Genomic DNA, 20321 nt, shown 5'->3' on the forward strand with positions numbered 1-20321 from the left:
GCAATAAAAAACCCCAACTTAAAGTCAGGGTTTTTTATGTTTGATCGAGTTAAAACTTAGTTTTTCTCTTTATCAACGATTTTGTTTGCTTGAATCCAAGGCATCATCGCACGTAATTTAGCACCAGTAACTTCAATACCGTGTGCCGCATTTTGACGACGACGAGCAGTCATTGATGGGTAGTTCAACGCACCTTCTTGGATGAACATTTTTGCATATTCACCAGATTGAATACGTTTCAATGCATTGCGCATTGCTTCACGAGACTGTTCATTGATCACTTCAACACCAGTTACGTATTCACCGTATTCAGCGTTGTTAGACACTGAGTAGTTCATGTCTGCGATACCGCCTTCGAACATCAAGTCAACGATCAATTTAAGTTCGTGCAAGCATTCAAAGTAAGCCATTTCTGGTGCATAACCTGCTTCAACCAAAGTTTCGAAGCCCATTTTCACCAATTCAACTGCACCACCACAAAGAACCGCTTGCTCACCGAACAAGTCAGTTTCAGTTTCTTCACGGAATGAAGTCTCGATAATACCAGTACGACCACCACCTACACCTGAAGCGTAAGAAAGAGCAACGTTACGTGCATTACCAGAAGCATCTTGATGAACAGCGATTAGATCTGGAACACCTGAACCACGTTGGTATTCAGAACGTACTGTGTGACCAGGTGCTTTTGGTGCAACCATGATGACATCCAAGTCTTTACGTGGAACAACTTGGTTATAAAGGATAGAGAAGCCGTGAGCAAACGCAAGCGTAGCGCCTTCTTTGATATTTGGCTCAATCACGTCACGATAAAGTTGTGATTGGAACTCATCTGGAGTCAAGATCATCACCAAGTCAGCTTGAGCAACAGCTGCAGGAACTTCAGCAACTTTAAGACCTGCATTTTCTGCTTTTTTCCAAGAAGCAGAGTTTGCACGTAGACCTACAGTTACATCTACACCTGAATCTTTAAGGTTTAATGCGTGTGCATGACCTTGTGAACCGTAACCGATAATTGCTACTTTTTTGCCTTGGATGATAGATAAGTCACAATCTTTATCGTAAAAAATTTGCATTTGTGTTCTCCAGTAAAATCTTTTTTAAACCGTTAATACTTTTTCGCCGCGTGCAATACCTGACACGCCTGAACGTACCACTTCCAAAATGGTATTTTCAGCTAAAGCATCAATAAATCCATCGAGTTTTTCAGTAGTACCAACAATCTGAATGGTATACGTTGTTGGCGTAACATCGACAATTGAAGCACGGAAAATATCTGTTGTGCGTTTAATTTCATCGCGCGCCGCACCCAATGCTTTTACTTTAATTAGCATCAGTTCACGTTCAATATGCGCACCCTCGCTCAAATCAACCACTTTTACAACTTCAATTAATTTATTCAGTTGTTTGGTAATTTGCTCAATTTTATGATCATCACCATACGTGGTTAATGTTAAACGAGACAAAGTTGGATCTTCAGTCGGTGCTACATTTAAGGTTTCAATATTATAGCCACGCTGACTAAACAAACCGACTAAACGAGAAAGCGCACCTGATTCATTTTCAATGAGTACAGAAATAATGTGTCTCATTTTGTACGCTCCCCTTTATGTAACCACATGTCCTTCATAGACTGACCAGCGATCTGCATTGGGTAAACATGCTCAGAACGGTCAACCATCACGTTAATAAACACGCACTTATCGTTAATCGCCATTGCTTCTTCAAGTTTGGCTTCTAACTCATCGGCATGATTAATTTGAATACCTACGTGTCCGTAAGCTTCCATTAACTTGGTAAAGTCTGGCAGTGATTCAACATATGAACTTGAGTGACGACCTTCATAGTTCATGTCTTGCCATTGTTTTACCATACCAAGCGCACGGTTATTCAAGCATAGAATCTTAACGTTTAAACCATATTGCTTACAGGTTGAAAGCTCTTGGATACACATCTGAATTGAAGCTTCGCCTGTGATACACACCACTTGCTGTTCAGGTTTTGCCAATTTGGCAGCCATGGCATATGGTAGACCCACACCCATCGTTCCTAAACCGCCAGAGTTGATCCATTGACGTGGCTGATCATACTTATAATAAAGTGCAGCAAACATCTGATGCTGACCAACGTCAGAGGTAATAATCGCCTCACCGTTCGTGATTTTATATAAAGTTTCAACCACTTGTTGCGGCTTCATACCACCGTCAACCGCAGGAGCATATTTCAGACCATGAACTTGACGCCATTCATTGATTTGATTCCACCACTGAGCTAAAGACTCTGGATTTGGCTTAGAGATATTGAGCTGTTTCAACTGACTCAACATTTCCTGCAATACAGGTTCAACTGCACCCACAATTGGAATATGCGCTGAAATAGTTTTAGAAATGGTCGCAGGATCAATATCAATATGCACAACTTTGGCATTTGGACAGAATTTTGCAGGGTTATTGGTAACACGGTCATCAAAACGTGCGCCTACTGCAAAAATCACATCGGCATTGTGCATCGCCATGTTGGCTTCATAGCAACCATGCATACCCAACATCCCGATAAACTGAGGATCAGTTCCAGGGAAACCACCCAAGCCCATAAGGGTATTGGTGACTGGGTAATTCAGCAAATGTGCAAGTTCAGTCAATAACTCGGCAGCATTGCCTTGTACAACCCCACCACCACTATAAATGACTGGGCGTTTTGCCAAGAGCAACTCTTCAACTGCTTTACGAATTTGCCCAGTATGTCCACGGTAAGGTGGCTGATAAGAGCGCATCTTCACCTTTTCAGGATATTCGTAAGCAAATTTTTCTGCTGGATTGGTTGCATCTTTTGGAATATCAACTACAACAGGTCCTGGACGGCCACTTGCAGCAATATAAAATGCTTTTTTGATAATGCCAGGAATTTCACTTGCATGACGAACTTGGAAGCTATGTTTTACGATTGGACGTGACACACCCACCATATCTGTTTCCTGGAAAGCATCTTCCCCGATAAGATGAGAAGCAACTTGTCCAGACAGAATCACCATAGGAATCGAGTCCATATAGGCTGTCGCGATTGGTGTAACAGTATTGGTTGCACCAGGGCCTGAAGTAACAAGTACGACCCCTGTTTTGCCTGTGACTCGCGAATATGCATCTGCCATATGCCCAGCAGCCTGTTCGTGGCGTACTAGGTAATGCTGAATTTTATCTTGTTTAAATAGCGCATCATAGATGTGCAAAACTGCGCCACCAGGATATCCAAAAACGTGTTCAACACCTTCGTCCGCAAGTGCACGAACGAGCATTTCACCACCAGATAGAAGTTCCAACGTGATTCACCCTAAATATCTTTTTTCTATGTAATGGGAGACATTACATATGTGTTTAATTCATACAAACTGTACTCTTATAGCACAAATTTCACGCCTAGGCGCTGCAATAGGATAAAAATCGGATGCAACAGCGATATAAGCTGTAAATACTGCATCTTTAAGGTAAAAACATGCTGGGATAAACATATTTTTAATTCAACATATAGCTCGGCTAGAGGATATATGCCTATTGCACAATTCGTTTACTTATCCGAAGGGTGATCAGATAAATAAGTGTAGCATTTTTCTTGTTTCATCCCCGATTGTCAAGACTTCTATGTGTTTTTTCACAAATTGCTTAGTGCCACAGACATGCTCACCGTTGATCTGAAGATAAAAAATCTGAAGTTAATCCCAATTTGACCATAGAAATTCATATTTTCAGTCAAAAAACACGCTAAAATTTAGGATGTGTGACTATTTAAAATCAACAAGGGTTTCTATGAAAACGCTAAAACAAATAATGATCTCAAGTATGATTGGATTGGGCTTAATGGGGTTAAGTCAGATCAGTTCGGCTCAGCCAGATTACTATAAATGGGTTGATGCTCACGGTTCGACTCATTACACCACCACACCACCGCCAAAAGCCAAAGGTGTAAAAACTCGCGGTAAAATTCAAACGCATGGTTGGGCAACTACTCCAGCACCAGCAACAACAAATACGAATAACAATAATACGTCTCAGAAAAATACGTCACAACCTGCGACAAATCATGCATCATCGACTCAAAATCAACCAGCAAATCAACAAGCACCTCTCAATAATCAAGAAAATTCACCCGTAAGCGCTCCTAAAGCACAGTAATCCATAAATTTGACTGCTGTTTTCTCGTATTTATGGATAGACAGACGAGTTTTTCTTGCGCAAAATTCACTTTTAGGTGCATTTTGCGCTATGCTTTGCGACAAACTATTTCCACATTGTTCTTATTACGTTTATGACTACACCTCATATTGACCCTGAATATCAAGCCAGTGCGATTGAACCTCAAGTCCAACAAGATTGGGAAAATCGTAAAGTCTTTAAAGTTGCTGACACAGTAGAAGGCAAGCATCGCTATATTCTGTCTATGTTTCCTTACCCAAGTGGTAAGCTGCATATGGGTCATGTGCGTAACTATACAATTGGGGATGTCATTAGCCGTTTCCACCGCTTAAAAGGCGAACAGGTTCTACAACCGATGGGTTGGGATGCTTTTGGTTTACCTGCGGAAAATGCAGCAATTGCCCACAAAGTTGCTCCTGCAAAATGGACATTTGAAAATATTGATTACATGCGTAATCAGCTAAAAAGTTTAGGGCTTGCGATTGACTGGGATCGTGAAATTGCGACCTGTACCCCTGAATACTATCGCTGGGAACAATGGTTATTTGTTCAGCTTTATAAGAAAGGTCTGATTTACCGTAAATCTTCAACTGTAAACTGGGATCCCGTCGATCAAACTGTACTTGCTAACGAACAAGTGGTTGATGGTCGTGGCTGGCGTTCGGGCGCATTGGTTGAAAAACGTGATATTCCAATGTACTACTTCCGCATTACTGACTATGCGCAAGAATTACTGGATGATTTAGAACAATTAAAAGCAGGTTGGCCTCAACAGGTTCTCACCATGCAGCGTAACTGGATTGGTCGCTCAGAAGGTATGGAAATCATCTTCCCTTCTGCCGACGAAAGCATTTATGCTGACAGCTTGATGGTATATACCACTCGCCCAGATACCTTAATGGGTGTGACGTATGTTGCAGTTGCAGCCGACCATCCTTTAGCGAAAAAAGCCGCTGAACTTCGCCCTGAACTCAACGACTTTATTGAAGAATGTCGTCATGGTTCAGTTGCTGAAGCAGATTTGGCAACCGCTGAGAAAAAAGGTCGTGCGACTGGTTTATTCGTAAAACATCCTTTAACAGGCGAAAATGTTGAAGTCTGGATCGCCAACTATGTGTTAATGACCTATGGTTCTGGCGCAGTCATGGCTGTTCCTGCACATGATGAACGTGATTTTGAATTTGCCAATAAATTTAACTTGCCAATTAAACAAGTGATTGATGCTCAAGGCAAAGATGATGCTGAGTTCAATGCAACCGAATGGCAAGAATGGTACGGTTCTAAAGAAGGTAAACTGGTTAATTCAGGTGAATTTGACGGTTTAGATTTCCAAGGTGCATTTGATGCTTTCCTTGCCAAACTAGAACCACAAACTTTAGCCAACAAAAAAGTTCAGTTCCGTTTACGTGACTGGGGTGTTTCTCGTCAGCGTTACTGGGGTTGCCCAATCCCGATGATCAACTGTGACGACTGTGGTCAAGTGCCAGTTCCAGAAGAACAACTTCCAGTGATTTTGCCAACTGATGTCGTTCCAGACGGTTCAGGTAACCCATTGGCAAAAATGCCAGAGTTCTATGAAACCACTTGCCCATGTTGTGGCAAAGCTGCAAAACGTGAAACCGATACCCTAGATACCTTCGTTGAGTCGTCTTGGTATTATGCACGTTATGCTTCACCAGATTACACCGATGGCATGATCAAACCTGAAGCTGCTCAAACTTGGTTACCCGTGAACCAATATATCGGCGGTGTAGAGCATGCGATCTTGCACTTACTTTATGCACGTTTCTTCCACAAATTGATGCGTGATGAAGGTGTGGTACAAGGCAACGAACCATTTGCAAACTTGCTTACTCAAGGCATGGTGTTGGCTGACACCTTCTACCGTGAAGATGAGTCTGGCAAGAAAACATGGTTTAACCCTGCTGATGTTGAACTTGAGCGTGATGAAAAAGGCCGTATTCTGTCTGCGACATATACAGCAGATGGTCAGCCTGTGATCATTGGCGGTCAGGAAAAAATGTCAAAGTCGAAAAATAACGGGGTTGATCCTCAAGCGATTATTGACCAATACGGTGCCGATACTGCACGTGTGTTCATGATGTTTGCTGCTCCACCTGATCAATCTCTTGAATGGTCAGATGCGGGTGTTGAAGGTTCAAACCGTTTCTTGAAGCGCGTATGGCGTTTAAGCAGCAACTTCTTTGAACAAGGCTATACAACAGTTGAGCTGGATAAAGCCAATTTATCTAAAGAAGCACAAGACTTGCGTCGTAAAGTGCATGAAACGATTGCTAAAGTGAGTGATGATATTGAACGTCGTTACGCATTTAATACGGCGATTGCAGCACAAATGGAATTGCTGAATGCAATTACCAAGTTTGAAGTAAAATCTGACAATGATGCAGCGGTTGCACGTGAAGCAGTGATTACTTTACTGACTTTACTTGCTCCATTTGCACCGCATTTAAGTCAAACCGTTTTGGCTCAGTTTGGCATCGACTTAACCACAACTGCGTTCCCAAGTGTAGATGAGTCAGCATTGACCCGTAATACACAAACGATTGTGGTACAAGTGAATGGTAAACTTCGTGGTAAATTAGAAGTGAGTGTCGATATTTCTAAAGAAGATCTATTGGCACAAGCCAAAGCTTTACCTGAAGTACAGCAATTCTTGACAGGTGAGACCAAAAAAGAAATTGTTGTGCCAAACAAATTGGTGAACTTAGTCGTTTAATTATTTGAGGAATACGCATGCACTTAGTCCCACGTTTAGCATCTGTCGTTTTAACTCTTGGCCTAAGTGCAAGCTTAGTCGGCTGTGGCTTTCATTTAAAAGGTCTCAGCCCGACCTCAATTCCTGTCGCTTACCCTCACATGAAGCTGAACTTGCCAAGTGAAGCCATGCATGTAACCGACAGCAACAACAATATGATCCCTCAAAAGAACACATTACAAATCAAGCTTAAAAGCTATTTATCGGGATATGGCATTCAGTTTGATGATGCCAAAGAAGCTTATACACTACACGTTTTGGACTATCATTATCGTCGTCAAAAACTCAGCGGCCGTGTAGCTGAGGTTATTTTATATTTAAATGTAACCTTCCAGATTGAAGATGCACAGGGCCGCCCTGTGACAACTCCACGAAGCATTAATGGTGTAAAAAGCTATCAATACAATGTCGCTAGTGTAAACGTGGATGATAACGAACAAGATGCTGTGATTAGTCTCTTGATTGATGATGTTGCTCAGCAAATGGCTCGTCAGATTGCAACCAATCGCCTTCCACACCTTCAACCTGCACCTGCTTCTACACCCACTGTAACACCTTAATTCAGTGTTGTTATGAAACTCGATTATCTCCAAGCCCTCAAACGCGTGACTGAAGCACAAGGGGCTTGGGTCATGCATGGTCAGGAACCTCTGCTTGAACAAAACCTGTTAGATGCGCTGCGCCGCCATTGGCAAAGTCAGGAAATTGAACGACAACGCTATGAAATTCAAAGTGTTCAGGACTGGAAAAATGTCTTTAATGCCTTAAATAGCCTGTCACTCTTTTCTCAACAACTGGCGATTGAAGCACATGGTAATATTAAACCCGATGCGGCGAGCTTAAAGTTACTCAAAGAGTATTTGCAATATAATGAGCAAAACCTGCTGGTCGTGGTCATGCCCAAGCAAGATACTCAAAGTTTAAAATCCAGCTTCTTTCAAACCATTGAAGCCAATGGTGTGCTGGTTTCCTTACAAGCCAACTACCCACAAGACCGTCAACGGATTTTAGCGACAGAAGCTGAAAAACTGGGAATTACCCTTAATCAAGATGCTTGGCAGTGGTTGCTTGAGCATCATGAACATAACCTGCTTGCTGCCAAAAACAGCTTGATTCGGGTCAGTGATACTTTCTCAGACTTACAACATATTGGTATTGATCAGCTCTATGCATGTTTACAAGATCAATCGCGTTATAGCACGTATGATCTCAATGACAGCATGCTACAAGGTGATTTGGCTCAATCTGTAAAAATTTATCAGTATTTATTGGCAACAGGTGAAGCCATGAGCCTGATTTTATGGTCGATCAGTAAAGAAATGCGTTTACTCATGCAACTGTATGAGCAGCCACAAAATGCCCTGCAACTTGGTATTTGGAAAACGCGCGTATCTTACTATCAGCAAGCTTTGCGGCGTTTATCACCACAGCGTTTTTTAGGCTGGTCAAACTTACTTTTACGAATTGATGCGGCAATTAAAGGTATCTCTGAAGAAAACGCTGAGCATTTATGCTTGCAAGCGGTTGCTGAGCTGTGCGGCAAGCAACTGTTTGACGGTTAACAAAATCACTGTAATAAAGCGCTAAAAACCGCATTTTTTCCCCTCCTTCACTCTTATACTAAAAATATTTTTTAATTTTTTTCAAACGTCCATGCAAATAAAAAAATCTGTCAAAGTGACGACCTTGGCAATCCTCTTGATTGCATGTGCCACAGCCAGTTGGTGGTATTTCAAACCCAAACAGACTCAGCCACAGTATATTACTGCAACAGCAACCCATACTGATCTTGAAGATGCGGTACTGGCAACCGGCACACTCGAAGCCAAGCAAATGGTCAGTGTGGGCGCACAGGCCTCCGGACAGGTCAAAAAAATGTATGTCCAGCTAGGTGACCATGTCAAACAGGGACAATTGATTGCCCAAATTGACTCGATTCGGCAACAAAACGACTTAAAAACAGCCGAAGCCAATATCAAAAACCTGCAGGCACAACTTGCTATCAAGGAAGCCAATCTGGCCAAGGTGGATGCCGAATATCAGCGCCAGCAGGCCATGTATGCTCAGGATGCCAGTTCCAAGGCAGACCTAGAAACAGCTTTAGCCAATTACCGTACCGCCAAGGCCGACATTGCTGCCACTCAGGCACAAATCGAACAATCAAAACTCAGTCTGGCCACTGCCCGTGAGAACCTGAATTACACTCGGATTGTCGCACCCTTAGATGGCACGGTAGTCGCCATCGTGGCGGATGAAGGTCAAACCGTCAATGCCAATCAAAGCACACCAACCATTGTTAAACTGGCACAACTGGACATCATGACCGTACGCGCACAGGTTTCTGAAGCCGATGTCATGAAAGTTAAGGAAGGTCAGACCGTCTACTTCACCACCTTAGGCAATAGCGAGCAGAAACATTACGCCAAATTACGCCAGATTGAACCTGCGCCTGATTCCATCAACACCGAAGGCAACTCCAAATCAACCACCACAACCAGCAGCAGCGCAATCTACTACAATGCCCTGTTTGATGTGCCTAATCCGGACAACAAGTTACGTATCGATATGACAGCCCAAGTGTCTATCGTACTTGCCAATGCTAAAAATGTTCTGACCATTCCTGCTGCTGCATTACAAAGCAAAAATCGCCCAAAAACGCAGAAAAATAGCCAGACCAGTAACGCAAAAACATCGGCTACACCACTGCAGTTAACAACGGCAGAAAAACAGCTGCTACAGAGTGGTCAGGTCAGTCTGGCAACGGTTCGAGTCGTTCAAGCTGATGGCTCGACCCGCCCTCAGTCAGTCCTTATCGGTTTGAATAATCGGGTCAATGCCCAGATTTTACGTGGTCTCAAAGAAGGTGATCAGGTGGTACTAGGGGATACCTCGGACACCTCCAACAATGCTGCCAAAAGCAGTACCCGCACAGTTGCGAGACTAATGTAATGCAAGCCATTCAACCAGAACCATTACTTGAAGTCCAAAATCTGACCCGTGAATTTCCTGCCGGAGAAGGCACGGTGCAGATTCTCAAGGGTATTGATTTAAAAATATATCCAGGTGAACTGGTGGCTATTGTCGGGCAATCCGGTTCGGGTAAATCCACTTTAATGAATATTTTAGGCTGTCTCGACAAAGCGTCCTCGGGGAGCTACAAGGTTCAAGGTCGTGAAACCAATACGCTCACGCCCGATGAACTCGCTGCACTGCGGCGTGAATATTTTGGTTTTATTTTTCAGCGTTATCATTTACTCGGAGATTTATCCGCAGCGGGAAATGTCGAAGTTCCTGCCATTTACGCCGGTGTAGATGCTGCTGAACGACGTAAACGCTCCAGCAAATTACTGACTAATTTAGGTTTAGGTGAACGATTACATCACCATCCGAGCCAGCTCTCAGGCGGTCAGCAACAACGGGTTTCCATTGCCCGGGCATTAATGAACGGTGGTGATGTCATTCTGGCAGATGAACCAACCGGTGCACTCGATAAAAACAGCGGCATTGAAGTGATGCGGATTTTACGCGAACTAAATGCTCAGGGTCACACCATGATTCTGGTCACCCACGACCATACCGTGGCTAAAAATGCGACACGGATTATTGAAATCAGTGACGGGAAAATCATTTCAGACCAGCCCAATATTCCCGAAAGTGAGCCAGAACAAATCCAGACGTTAAATCGTAACAAACAAAAGAAAATTTCTGCATGGCGCTCTGTACTTGACCGTTTAAATGAAGCCTTCCGTATGGCCATCTTTGCCATGAGTGCCCACCGGACACGAACTTTTCTGACGATGCTGGGCATTATTATCGGAATTGCCTCAGTCGTTTCGGTTGTTGCCTTAGGCAATGGTTCACAGAAAAAGATTCTGGACAACATTAGCAGTCTGGGCACGAACACCATTACGGTGTTTCAGGGTCGCGGCTTTGGTGACAATTCTAAAACTGCACAGAATAAAACACTCGTTCCTGCCGATGCTGATGCGCTGGCAGACCAGCCTTATGTGCAGGCTGTCAGCCCCAGCGTCTCGACCAATATGACCATTCGTTATAAAGAAATGGATGCTTCAGCAACCATTAATGGTGTCAGCGAGCAGTTTTTTGATGTCCGAGGTCTGACCTTTGAATCTGGACAACCTTTTGACAAGCAAGGCATCACAGAACGGACTCAGGATGTGGTCATTGACACCAATACTCGCGATACTTTTTTCAGTGACGGTCAAAACCCTTTGGGTCAGGTGATTCTGCTCGGCAATGTCCCGAGCCGGATTATTGGTGTGGTCTCGACACAGAAAACCGTGATGGGAAATTCCGACAGTCTGAATGTGTATCTGCCTTATTCGACAGTTCTTAGCCGAATGGTGGGACAGGCCAATGTGCGTAGCATTATTGTCCGCATTAAAGATGAATACCCGAGTACCGCAGCAGAAAATGCCATTTTGAGTTTACTGATACAACGCCATGGTGCACAGGATATTTTCACTCAGAATGTCGACAGCATTCGTGAAACGATTGAAAATACTACTCAAACCATGACCCTGCTGGTGTCTACCATTGCCGTGATTTCACTGGTCGTTGGCGGTATTGGTGTAATGAACATTATGCTGGTTTCCGTCACCGAACGGACACAGGAAATTGGGGTGCGCATGGCGGTTGGTGCACGTCAAAGCGATATTTTGCAACAGTTCCTGATTGAAGCTATTTTGGTTTGTATCCTCGGTGGGGTTCTGGGGGTATTGCTATCCCTTGCGATTGGGCAAATTTTTGGTCATTTTTCTGGCAACACCTTCCAAATGTCGTACTCACTCACTTCGATTATTGCAGCTTTTATCTGCTCCACCCTGATTGGCGTGTTATTCGGTTTCTTGCCTGCGCGGAATGCTGCGCAACTTGATCCGGTGACAGCACTGTCACGAGAATAGGGCTTATTTATGCATCAAAATATGATTCGAATGACTGCACTGCTTCTGCTGGCGGGGACATTTTCCGGCTGTGTAGCTGTGATTCAAACACCCTATCAACAACCTAAAGTGCAGATTCCAGAAAAGTTTCAATATGAAAAAAGCAGAAATCAGCAGCTCAATGCCAACCAGTATGCTGATCAATGGTGGACGTTATTTGCTGATGCACAACTCAACCAACTGGTTGAACAAGTCATTCAGCGCAATAGCAACCTGGCTGTTGCCGGCATAACGCTGCAACAAGCACGTTTACAGGCGGGCTTGGCTCACAATCAGGAATTGCCTCGGGTTAATGCGAATATTGCTACCGGACATAATATTGACCTGAATTCTGGTCAGCAGAACTCGCAAGGGATCACATTAACAACTGGGATCAGCTATGAGCTGGATTTATTCGGCAAACTTGCCCGCCAGACGGAAGCTGCTCAATGGGAAGCTGCTGCAACAACTGAGGATATACAAGCAACAGCACAAACTTTAATTGCGACCACTGCAACCTTGTACTGGCAATTAGGTTATTTAAATGATCTTTATAGCAGTGCACAGCAAAGTTTAAACAGTACACAAAAATTGTTTGCACTGGTTCAAGTACAGTACCGTGTAGGTGCGGTATCTGGCTTGGAACTCACACAAGCAGAACAATCGGTACAAAGTCAAAAAGCCAATTTAAGCCAGATTCAACAGCAGCGTGTTGAAACCCGGACTGCATTGGCCGTGTTGCTGCATCAGCCCGTGCAGCAGTTGAGCCTTGTTGAACCACAACATTTACCCATTGCGAGCTTACCGCCTATTTCTGCAGGCTTACCTGCTGAACTGCTGTCGCGCCGCCCAGACTTACGTGCTGCAGAACTACGATTACGCAAGGTTTTGGCCAACAAAGATGCAATGAAAGCCCGCTATTATCCTTCCATCAGCTTAACGGGGTCACTGGGATCAAGCAGTACGTCCTTAACCGAATTACTGAAAAATCCTGTACTGACCTTGGGTTCAAATCTCAGTTTGCCTTTCCTGCAATTCAACGACATGAAACGAAATATTAAAATCAGTGATTTGGATTATGAAAAAAGTATTTTGAATTATCGTCAGACCTTATATAAAGCATTTGGCGACGTTGAAAATGCGCTGTCTGCACGAACCGAACTCGACCAACAAATCCGCTTTCAGGAAAAATCGCTCGGTTTGGCTGAAAAAAGTGAACACCTAAATGAAGTGCGTTATCGTCATGGTGCCATTGCACTGAAAAATGTGCTCGATGCACAAGAAATTACCCGGAATGCACGCATTGCCTTGTTACAAACTCGAAAAAATCAATACAATGCCTATGTCACACTGATGCAGGCTCTCGGTGGCTCGCCTCTGCAAAATATCGCTGCAACAGAGATGAAAAAAGCACCCTAAGGTGCTTTTTTCAGGACAAGATACTTAGTCGTTACCCATCATCTCAGGGCTCATACCTACGGTATTGAAACCTGCATCTACATACATGATTTCACCAGTGATACCTGAAGCCCAAGGTGAGCATAGGAACAATGCTGCATTACCGACTTCATCAATGGTTACATTACGTTTAAGCGGAGAAATTTTTTCGTTCGCATCTAACATTTTACGGAAAGATTTGATCCCAGAAGCCGCCAAAGTACGGATTGGACCAGCTGAAATCGCATTGACACGAATGCCATCTGGACCAAGGCTTGATGCCAAATAACGTACGCCCGCTTCCAAAGATGCTTTTGCCATGCCCATAACGTTGTAGTTTGGCATTACGCGTTCAGAACCTTGATAAGTCAATGTCAACAAACAGCCTTGACGTGCTTGTAACAGTGGCTTAGCTGCACGTGCCATTGCAATAAAGCTATACGCACTAATGTCATGTGCAACACGGAAACCTTCACGATCCGTCACGTCAGTAAAGTCACCATCTAAAGTATGCGCTGGCGCAAAACCAATTGAGTGAACCACACCGTCTAAACCATCCCAGTGCTTTGCAAGATCAGCAAATGCTTGATCAATCTCTGCATCTACAGCAACGTCACAAGGAAACACCAATTTTGAATCAAATTGCTCAGCAAATTCATCCACACGTTTTTTTAGTTTTTCATTTGGGTAGGTAAATGCCAATTCAGCGCCTTCACGGTGCAAGGCTTGAGCAATACCAAATGCGATGGATAGTTTGCTTGCAACACCAGCAATTAAAAAGCGTTTTCCTGCTAATAGTCCTGCCATGAATTTTCTCTCATCAAGATGATTTATACATGCATAATGCCAATTCTTCAGACTTTTAGAAATTGCATAATGCGCCTATTTTTACGATTCCCCATAAAAAACGCACCTGATTTCGGGTGCGTTTTTTCTCAAAAATACAGTGCATTAATCACGTGACATACCAATCAGACGTAAAAATGAAATATACATCCAGACCAAAGTTGCCAATAACGCAATTGCACATGTCCATTCAAATGCTTGTGGAGCACGTTGAGCGGCTGCACTTTCAATCAAATCGAAGTCTAAAATCAGATTTAAAGATGCAATAACCGCAACAAATGCAGCAAAACCAAGACCTAATGCATTACTTTCAAACACATAAGGAATGCTTGAGCTAAAAATCATGCTCATCATCATTTGTACAACGAACACAATGCAGATTGCTAAAGTTGCTGAAAGCACAATCGCCTTAAATTTTTCAGTCGCGCGAATGATCCGCATTTTATACAGACCAAACAACACAAGTGTGGTGACGAAAGTTGCCAATAATGCCTGTAATGGTGCGCCAGGATATTTGGCTTGGAACACAAAGGAGATCCCGCCTAGAAATGCACCTTCAAACAAAGCATAAGGAATTGCGAGTGTACGGGCTGTTTCTGGCTTAAAAGTGGTAATCAGTGCCAAAATGAAACCACCAATGGCACCGACCATTGCACCCACACTGGCTAAACCAAAATTCATGCTCATCGCGCAGTAGAAAAAGAACACGAGGCCTAAACCCGCGGCAATACAGGTGAGCATGACTGACTTGTTAACAGCACCCTGAATGGTCATCGGGTGCCGATAATCGCTGTAGGTTTCTACACGCGTTAAAATAGGGTTATTACTTTGCATCATTGAACTCATTGTTATATTTAAATGGATACCCTTCAATTTTAATCGTTAACGCTGATTGAATATAGATTTTACGATGTATTTTTGTAACGATACTTGTATATTTTATTTTTTAAAATCAATGAATAACCATAAATCAAATACCTCGTTCATGCTTATTTAAAATAAAATTTCACATCTACATATAACGCAAAAAACCGCCCAATGTGGCGGCTTCGCTGCATTTATTCTGATGCATTCACAGTGACTTAAGAAGCAGGTTGCTTTTAAGCCAGCTTAAAAATTGGAATATATCCGCAGCTTTTATATTCTCCGATTAGAATGAAATCAGTTTCGCTGGATTAAAAAAGGCATTAATTTCATAAGCACCTTTTGCCAGAGGAATGGCTAAAGGCGCCAATTCGCGACCAAATAACATGTCTTTATGTGGAATTTTGGTCAGCATTTCATAATCATGCGATATACCAATAAAATCATCTGCGATGGCTTTCCCGATCCGTACAGTTTGCGCAACACCATGCCCGCTCCAGCCATGTACAGCATAAATCGGGTAAGTTTCACCAAACTTGCGGCAATCTGTTGCACCATTGTAGGTTAAATCAGTTTCACCACTCCAAACAAAATCCAGCTCAACGGATTTAAGTTGTGGAAAGACATACTGAATCCGTCTTTTCAAATATTGATAAGCACGATGTGGATTCCAGCATCGTCCTGTGCCCTCTCCACCAAACAACAGGCGGTTTTTAGGCACTCCACGGTAAAAATCGAGTGCAAATTGCGTATCATAAACGGCATAGCCCGATGGAATAATTTCTTTTAAATCAATTTCCAGAGGGGCTGTGGTACAGACATAAGTAAACAACGGAATGGTGGTATGATTATGCGACTCAAGTAATTTAAACGAAGCGTGATGCACTGCCAACACGACACTTTTACGCGCCTTAATTACCCCATGCGTTGTATGCACATAAACACCATCAGCCTGCGTTTTTAATTCTATAACTTCTGTCTGCTCAAAAACCTGACCACCATTTTTAGAGAAGCCATAAATTAAACCACGAGTCAGTGCCAACGGATGAATTTGCCCACCTAGGCTATCAATTAGCCCACCATAGTACGCTTCGCTGTTTACATAGTTATGTACTTCATGTTTCCCTATAATTTTGGTGTGATCTTCACCAAGAAACTTACGTGCATCTGCACCTTGTGTCAGCGCAATCAAGTGCCCTTCATGTACTGCTGTTGTGATATGCCCCCGCTTGCGGTCAAGCCCCAAATCATACTGATCAATAATATCATCAATGAGCTGCATGGCTTCATCGGCGGTAAAACGCCAAAGTTTTTTGGCATCTTCCACATTCATATGCTGCAGCATTTCGGAGGCTTCCCAACGTGCCAAACCTGGGGTAAGTTGCCCACCATTTCGTCCTGAAGCTGCGCTGCCAATTCGGTTTTTTTCCACCAAAATGGTATCAATACCGAGTTCAGACAAATGCAATGCCGTAGATGATCCCAGTAATCCACCACCAATCACAACAACATCACATTCCTGATCCGATGCTAAGGTGTCGAACGAGTGCCATTCTGCCAGTGAACTTTCATAATAATTGGCAGGTTGATCAATATCGGCACACTCAGGATTTAACCAAGTCCATTCCTTATCGAGTTGGTTATGAATACTTCGCTTATATTCAACATCCTCTAAAATGAGAGGTTTATCTATCTTTTGCATGTCGGACTCCAAATCTAGAATTTGCTTTTTTGATTGAGAGTTTTCTTCAAGAGGGTTCAATAGTTAGAAAACCAAAGAAACTATAAAGTGAACAGCTTTTTTATGACGTTCAGAAATAAAAAATGAGTGTACTGAACCATTAAATCGCTAATTGTTGACTGGGACTTAAACTTGCCTGACTGTCTCCATACATCTCAATGAAATGGCATTGAATGCTATTTATTGCGGCTTAAAGTATCCTGTAAATTTGAGTGTTTATTGCAAATGGAGCAATTCATATATCAGTAGTCCACTAACATTTGCTGTGATTTGGTTTCGCTTGGCTGACACTCAAAAATCACTATATGGCTCTATATTGTCGTATTTACATAGAATTTTCCATATATGACAATATTTTTATAGATACAGACAATCGCTCAGCCGACTCAATCTCCACAAAAAAGCCTGTCATCTAAAAGACAGGCTTTGACAGACTTCAATCATCTGAATTACTTGTTCATAATAAAGAAATATTCACGATAATATTTCAATTCACGAATTGAATCACGAATATCATCTAAAGCTAGATGTGAAGCTTCTTTTTTCAAGCCAGACATAATTTCAGGGCGCCAGCGTTTAGCCAACTCTTTAACAGAAGAAACATCCAAATTACGATAATGGAAGAACTGTTCTAATTCAGGCATTAAACGGTGTAAGAAACGGCGGTCTTGGCAAATCGAGTTACCACACATTGGCGATGCTTTAGCATTGACCCATTTTTTCAAAAATTCGATGGTTTGCACTTCAGCATCACGCGCCGTGAGCTGACTACGACGCACACGATTAATAAGACCAGACTGCCCATGCTGACGAGTATTCCATTCATCCATCGCGTTAATGACTGGGTCAGATTGATGTATCGCGAGCACAGGCCCTTCCGCCAGCACGTTTAAATGATCATCTGTAATAATTGTTGCAATTTCAATGATTTGATCATTATCTGTATCGAGACCTGTCATTTCAAGGTCAATCCAAATTAAACGTGTATCAGGGGTGCTGCTCATCGAGTCAATTCTTATCTGTTTAAAAATTCTCATCTTAGCAAATTTCTTGCAACTTCGCTGTAATTCATCAGGGCTTCATGCTATTTTTGCCATTCTCTTGTGTTGGTCTTTAGGATATGCATGGCTCTCATCCGTAAACGTCGCTTAACTGAGCAACAACAGCGACGGATTCAAAAACAGCATCAATCACGCCAAGAAGATATTGATACATCAAATGATCTCGAAGGCCTCGTGGTGCAACATTATGGACGTCAGTTAGAAGTCAAAGCATTATCCACTCCTGAACCACACCCTGAAAAACCGCATGTTGCTGAAGGTGAACCTGAACCTTTCTGGAAACCCATTGAACTGGGTAGCGTCTGGCGTTGTCATACACGTACCAACCTCGAATTGCTGGTTACAGGTGATCGGGTCAAATGGCAAGCTGACCCCAATACAGGTTTAGGCATTATTACCGCAATTCATCCGCGTCAGTCTTTACTGACCCGCCCTGACCGTTATCATAAAGTTAAGCCTGTTGCTGCCAATGTCAGTTTAATTGTGGTTGTATTTGCTGCCTTGCCTGAACCTGCGCCAATGCTCATCGACCGCTATCTGGTGGCTTGTCAAAACGCCGAAATTCCAGCGTTACTGGTACTCAATAAAACCGACTTATTAAAAGAAAATGACCCCATTTTAACACTGGTCGCAGAGTATGAAGCGCTAGGCTATGAAGTCATGCAAACTTGTCTAACAGGCGACATTTCAGCGCTAGCACAGCGTTTAGACAATGAAACCGTTGCATTTGTTGGGCAATCTGGGGTTGGAAAAAGCTCCCTGATTAACATCATTGCGCCTGAAGCAGCGCAAAAAACCAATATTATTTCGGAAAATTCAGCGCTTGGTCAACACACGACCACATCAACCCGCCTGATCAGTTTCGGTGAAACAGGCGCATTGATCGATTCTCCTGGAATTCGTGAATTTGGCTTATGGCATTTAACTTTAGATGCTGTTGAACAAGGTTTTCCTGAGATTGCCAATCTGCTCGGATCTTGTCAGTTCCGTAACTGTACGCATAAGCATGAGAAAAACTGTGCACTGCGACAGGCAGCCGATGCAGGTGAAATTTTGCCGCGACGTCTGGAAAGTTTTTTACGTTTATGCGACGAGATTCAAGAAGCGCAACAAAAAAATTAAGTTTGTTGAGATTTACCCTTGAAGCGAGGTTTTTGATCACTATTAATATAGGCTATACTCTAGCTCAATTTCTGATGGTTATAAGGTGAATTGTGGAACGTTGGTTTGAATTCATGGGGAACCACCCCTTTCTATTTGGTATTCTTGCCGTTCTTATCGTATTGTTTTTCGTATTTGAAGGACGACGCAGCGGTCGAAAAATCTCACCACAATCCCTTGGTATTTTAGTCAAAGTTAAAAATGCCATTCTCATCGATTTACGTGATGCTAAAGATTTCCGTGAAGGGCATATCAGCGGTAGCCGTAACATTCCGTACAGCCAATTATCTAGCCATATTGAAGAATTGAAAGGCTCAGATCGTCCATTGGTCTTTATTTGCAATTTAGGTCAGGTTGCGGGAAGTGCGTTACAACAAGTTGGGCACGCTGACAGCTATCGTTTAGATGGCGGTGTTTCCAACTGGAAAGCACAAGGTTTACCACTTGTAAAAGCAAAAAAATAATTTTGAGGAGAATATGATGGCTGAAGTAGTAATCTATTCAACAACCGTTTGCCCATACTGTATTCGTGCAAAACAGTTACTCGAACGCAAAGGCGTGGCATATAAAGAAATCAATCTTTCCAATGAAGCACCTGAAGTACGTGTGGAATTGATGCAGCGTACCAACCACCGCACTGTGCCACAAATTTTTATTAATGATCAATTTATTGGTGGGTTTGACCAACTTTACGCTTTAGAGCGTGAAGGTAAACTTGACCAGTTACTGGCATAATTTCTATCACACGAAGGATTTAACTTAAAATGAGTGAAGAACAACAAGCTCAATTGGCTTTAGAGCGTATTTATACTAAAGATGTTTCTTTTGAAGTTCCTGGTGCACAAGTTTTTACCAAAGAATGGCAACCAGAATTAAATATCAATCTTTCATCTGCTGCGGAAAAAATTGACCCAACTCACTATGAAGTTTCATTAAAAGTGGTTGTAGAAGCGCAAAATACAGGTGAAACTGCATTTTTAGTGGATGTGACTCAATCAGGCATTTTCCTGATTAGCGATATTGAAGATGAACGTCTTCCTTACATTTTAGGTGCATACTGCCCAAATATCTTGTTCCCGTTCTTGCGTGAAGCAGTGAATGACCTTGTGACTAAAGGTAGCTTCCCTCAATTGTTGTTGACCCCGATCAACTTCGATGCTGAGTTTGAAGCGAACATGCAGCGTGCGCAACTGGCTGCTGCTGAAGGTCAAGCATAAGTTTTATTCTAAATATAAATAAAAGCCACACTCTGTGTGCTTTTATTTATATATAAGTTAGCTATATAATTATTACGATTGTGACTATATT

Annotated in this window: 18 protein-coding genes; 11 read left to right on the forward strand and 7 right to left on the reverse strand. The window is 42.7% G+C overall.

Annotated elements, in window-relative coordinates:
- Positions 1–56 precede the first annotated feature (56 nt).
- From ilvC to P255_RS11155, 3 genes are read right to left on the reverse strand one after another with little or no spacing between them, the layout of a single operon-like run.
- Positions 57–1073, reverse strand: a complete 1017-nt coding sequence (gene ilvC / locus P255_RS11145; protein ID WP_004902271.1) for a ketol-acid reductoisomerase — start codon at positions 1071–1073, stop codon at positions 57–59.
- Between the two features lie 24 nt (positions 1074–1097).
- On the reverse strand, positions 1098–1589 hold the full coding sequence (gene ilvN, locus P255_RS11150; protein ID WP_004902274.1) for an acetolactate synthase small subunit: 492 nt from the start codon (positions 1587–1589) through the stop codon (positions 1098–1100).
- Positions 1586–3313, reverse strand: coding sequence for an acetolactate synthase 3 large subunit (locus P255_RS11155; RefSeq protein WP_004902276.1), 1728 nt, complete (start codon positions 3311–3313; stop codon positions 1586–1588). Before P255_RS11155 ends, ilvN begins: the two co-directional genes overlap by 4 nt.
- 484 nt (positions 3314–3797) lie before the next feature.
- Between P255_RS11155 and P255_RS11160 the strand changes: the two genes are divergently transcribed.
- The 7 genes from P255_RS11160 to P255_RS11190 all read left to right on the forward strand — a co-directional run bounded on the left by P255_RS11160 (position 3798) and on the right by P255_RS11190 (position 13322).
- Positions 3798–4163: a DUF4124 domain-containing protein gene (locus tag P255_RS11160; protein WP_004902279.1), complete on the forward strand. Its 366-nt coding sequence runs from the start codon at positions 3798–3800 to the stop codon at positions 4161–4163.
- A 133-nt stretch (positions 4164–4296) separates the two neighbouring features.
- Positions 4297–6921, forward strand: coding sequence for a leucine--tRNA ligase (gene leuS, locus P255_RS11165; RefSeq protein WP_004902282.1), 2625 nt, complete (start codon positions 4297–4299; stop codon positions 6919–6921).
- A gap of 17 nt (positions 6922–6938) precedes the next feature.
- A complete protein-coding gene (locus P255_RS11170) occupies positions 6939–7520 on the forward strand; it encodes an LPS-assembly lipoprotein LptE (protein ID WP_004902286.1) in 582 nt (193 codons plus the stop codon).
- Positions 7521–7532: 12 nt separating this feature from the next.
- On the forward strand, positions 7533–8522 hold the full coding sequence (gene holA, locus P255_RS11175) for a DNA polymerase III subunit delta (protein WP_004902288.1): 990 nt from the start codon (positions 7533–7535) through the stop codon (positions 8520–8522).
- A 91-nt stretch (positions 8523–8613) separates the two neighbouring features.
- On the forward strand, positions 8614–9909 hold the full coding sequence (locus tag P255_RS11180; protein ID WP_004902289.1) for an efflux RND transporter periplasmic adaptor subunit: 1296 nt from the start codon (positions 8614–8616) through the stop codon (positions 9907–9909).
- Positions 9909–11885, forward strand: a complete 1977-nt coding sequence (locus P255_RS11185; protein ID WP_004902292.1) for a MacB family efflux pump subunit — start codon at positions 9909–9911, stop codon at positions 11883–11885. The genes P255_RS11180 and P255_RS11185 overlap by 1 nt, the downstream gene beginning before the upstream one ends.
- A gap of 9 nt (positions 11886–11894) precedes the next feature.
- On the forward strand, positions 11895–13322 hold the full coding sequence (locus P255_RS11190) for an efflux transporter outer membrane subunit (RefSeq protein ID WP_004902293.1): 1428 nt from the start codon (positions 11895–11897) through the stop codon (positions 13320–13322).
- A 24-nt stretch (positions 13323–13346) separates the two neighbouring features.
- Here the strand turns inward: P255_RS11190 and P255_RS11195 are convergent, their stop codons facing one another.
- The 4 genes from P255_RS11195 to orn form a co-directional block, all read right to left on the reverse strand.
- A complete protein-coding gene (locus P255_RS11195) occupies positions 13347–14147 on the reverse strand; it encodes an enoyl-ACP reductase FabI (RefSeq protein WP_004749773.1) in 801 nt (266 codons plus the stop codon).
- A gap of 144 nt (positions 14148–14291) precedes the next feature.
- Positions 14292–15020: a Bax inhibitor-1/YccA family protein gene (locus tag P255_RS11200; protein WP_004902295.1), complete on the reverse strand. Its 729-nt coding sequence runs from the start codon at positions 15018–15020 to the stop codon at positions 14292–14294.
- A 316-nt stretch (positions 15021–15336) separates the two neighbouring features.
- Positions 15337–16752 carry an NAD(P)/FAD-dependent oxidoreductase gene (locus P255_RS11205; RefSeq protein ID WP_004902297.1) on the reverse strand — a complete coding sequence of 472 codons (1416 nt, stop codon included), beginning with the start codon at positions 16750–16752 and terminating at the stop codon, positions 15337–15339.
- A 488-nt stretch (positions 16753–17240) separates the two neighbouring features.
- Entirely contained in the window at positions 17241–17795 is a 555-nt protein-coding gene (gene orn, locus P255_RS11210) for an oligoribonuclease (RefSeq protein ID WP_004902299.1), read from the reverse strand.
- Between the two features lie 120 nt (positions 17796–17915).
- Here orn and rsgA point away from each other — a divergent pair, with 120 nt between their 5' ends.
- The 4 genes from rsgA (at position 17916) to secB (ending at position 20230) form a co-directional block, all read left to right on the forward strand.
- Positions 17916–18974 (forward strand): ribosome small subunit-dependent GTPase A, encoded by a 1059-nt coding sequence (gene rsgA / locus P255_RS11215; protein ID WP_004902303.1) that lies wholly within the window; start codon positions 17916–17918, stop codon positions 18972–18974.
- 92 nt (positions 18975–19066) lie between these two features.
- Positions 19067–19477, forward strand: a complete 411-nt coding sequence (locus tag P255_RS11220) for a rhodanese-like domain-containing protein (RefSeq protein ID WP_004749778.1) — start codon at positions 19067–19069, stop codon at positions 19475–19477.
- A 13-nt stretch (positions 19478–19490) separates the two neighbouring features.
- Positions 19491–19748 carry a glutaredoxin 3 gene (gene grxC, locus P255_RS11225; protein WP_035365490.1) on the forward strand — a complete coding sequence of 86 codons (258 nt, stop codon included), beginning with the start codon at positions 19491–19493 and terminating at the stop codon, positions 19746–19748.
- A gap of 29 nt (positions 19749–19777) precedes the next feature.
- Complete coding sequence (secB, locus tag P255_RS11230; protein ID WP_004902308.1) at positions 19778–20230, forward strand: protein-export chaperone SecB; 453 nt, start codon at positions 19778–19780, stop codon at positions 20228–20230.
- The last annotated feature ends 91 nt before the right edge of the window (positions 20231–20321 follow it).

Origin of the sequence: Acinetobacter brisouii CIP 110357 (assembly GCF_000488275.1) — a bacterium.
Taxonomy (GTDB): Bacteria; Pseudomonadota; Gammaproteobacteria; order Pseudomonadales; family Moraxellaceae; genus Acinetobacter; species Acinetobacter brisouii.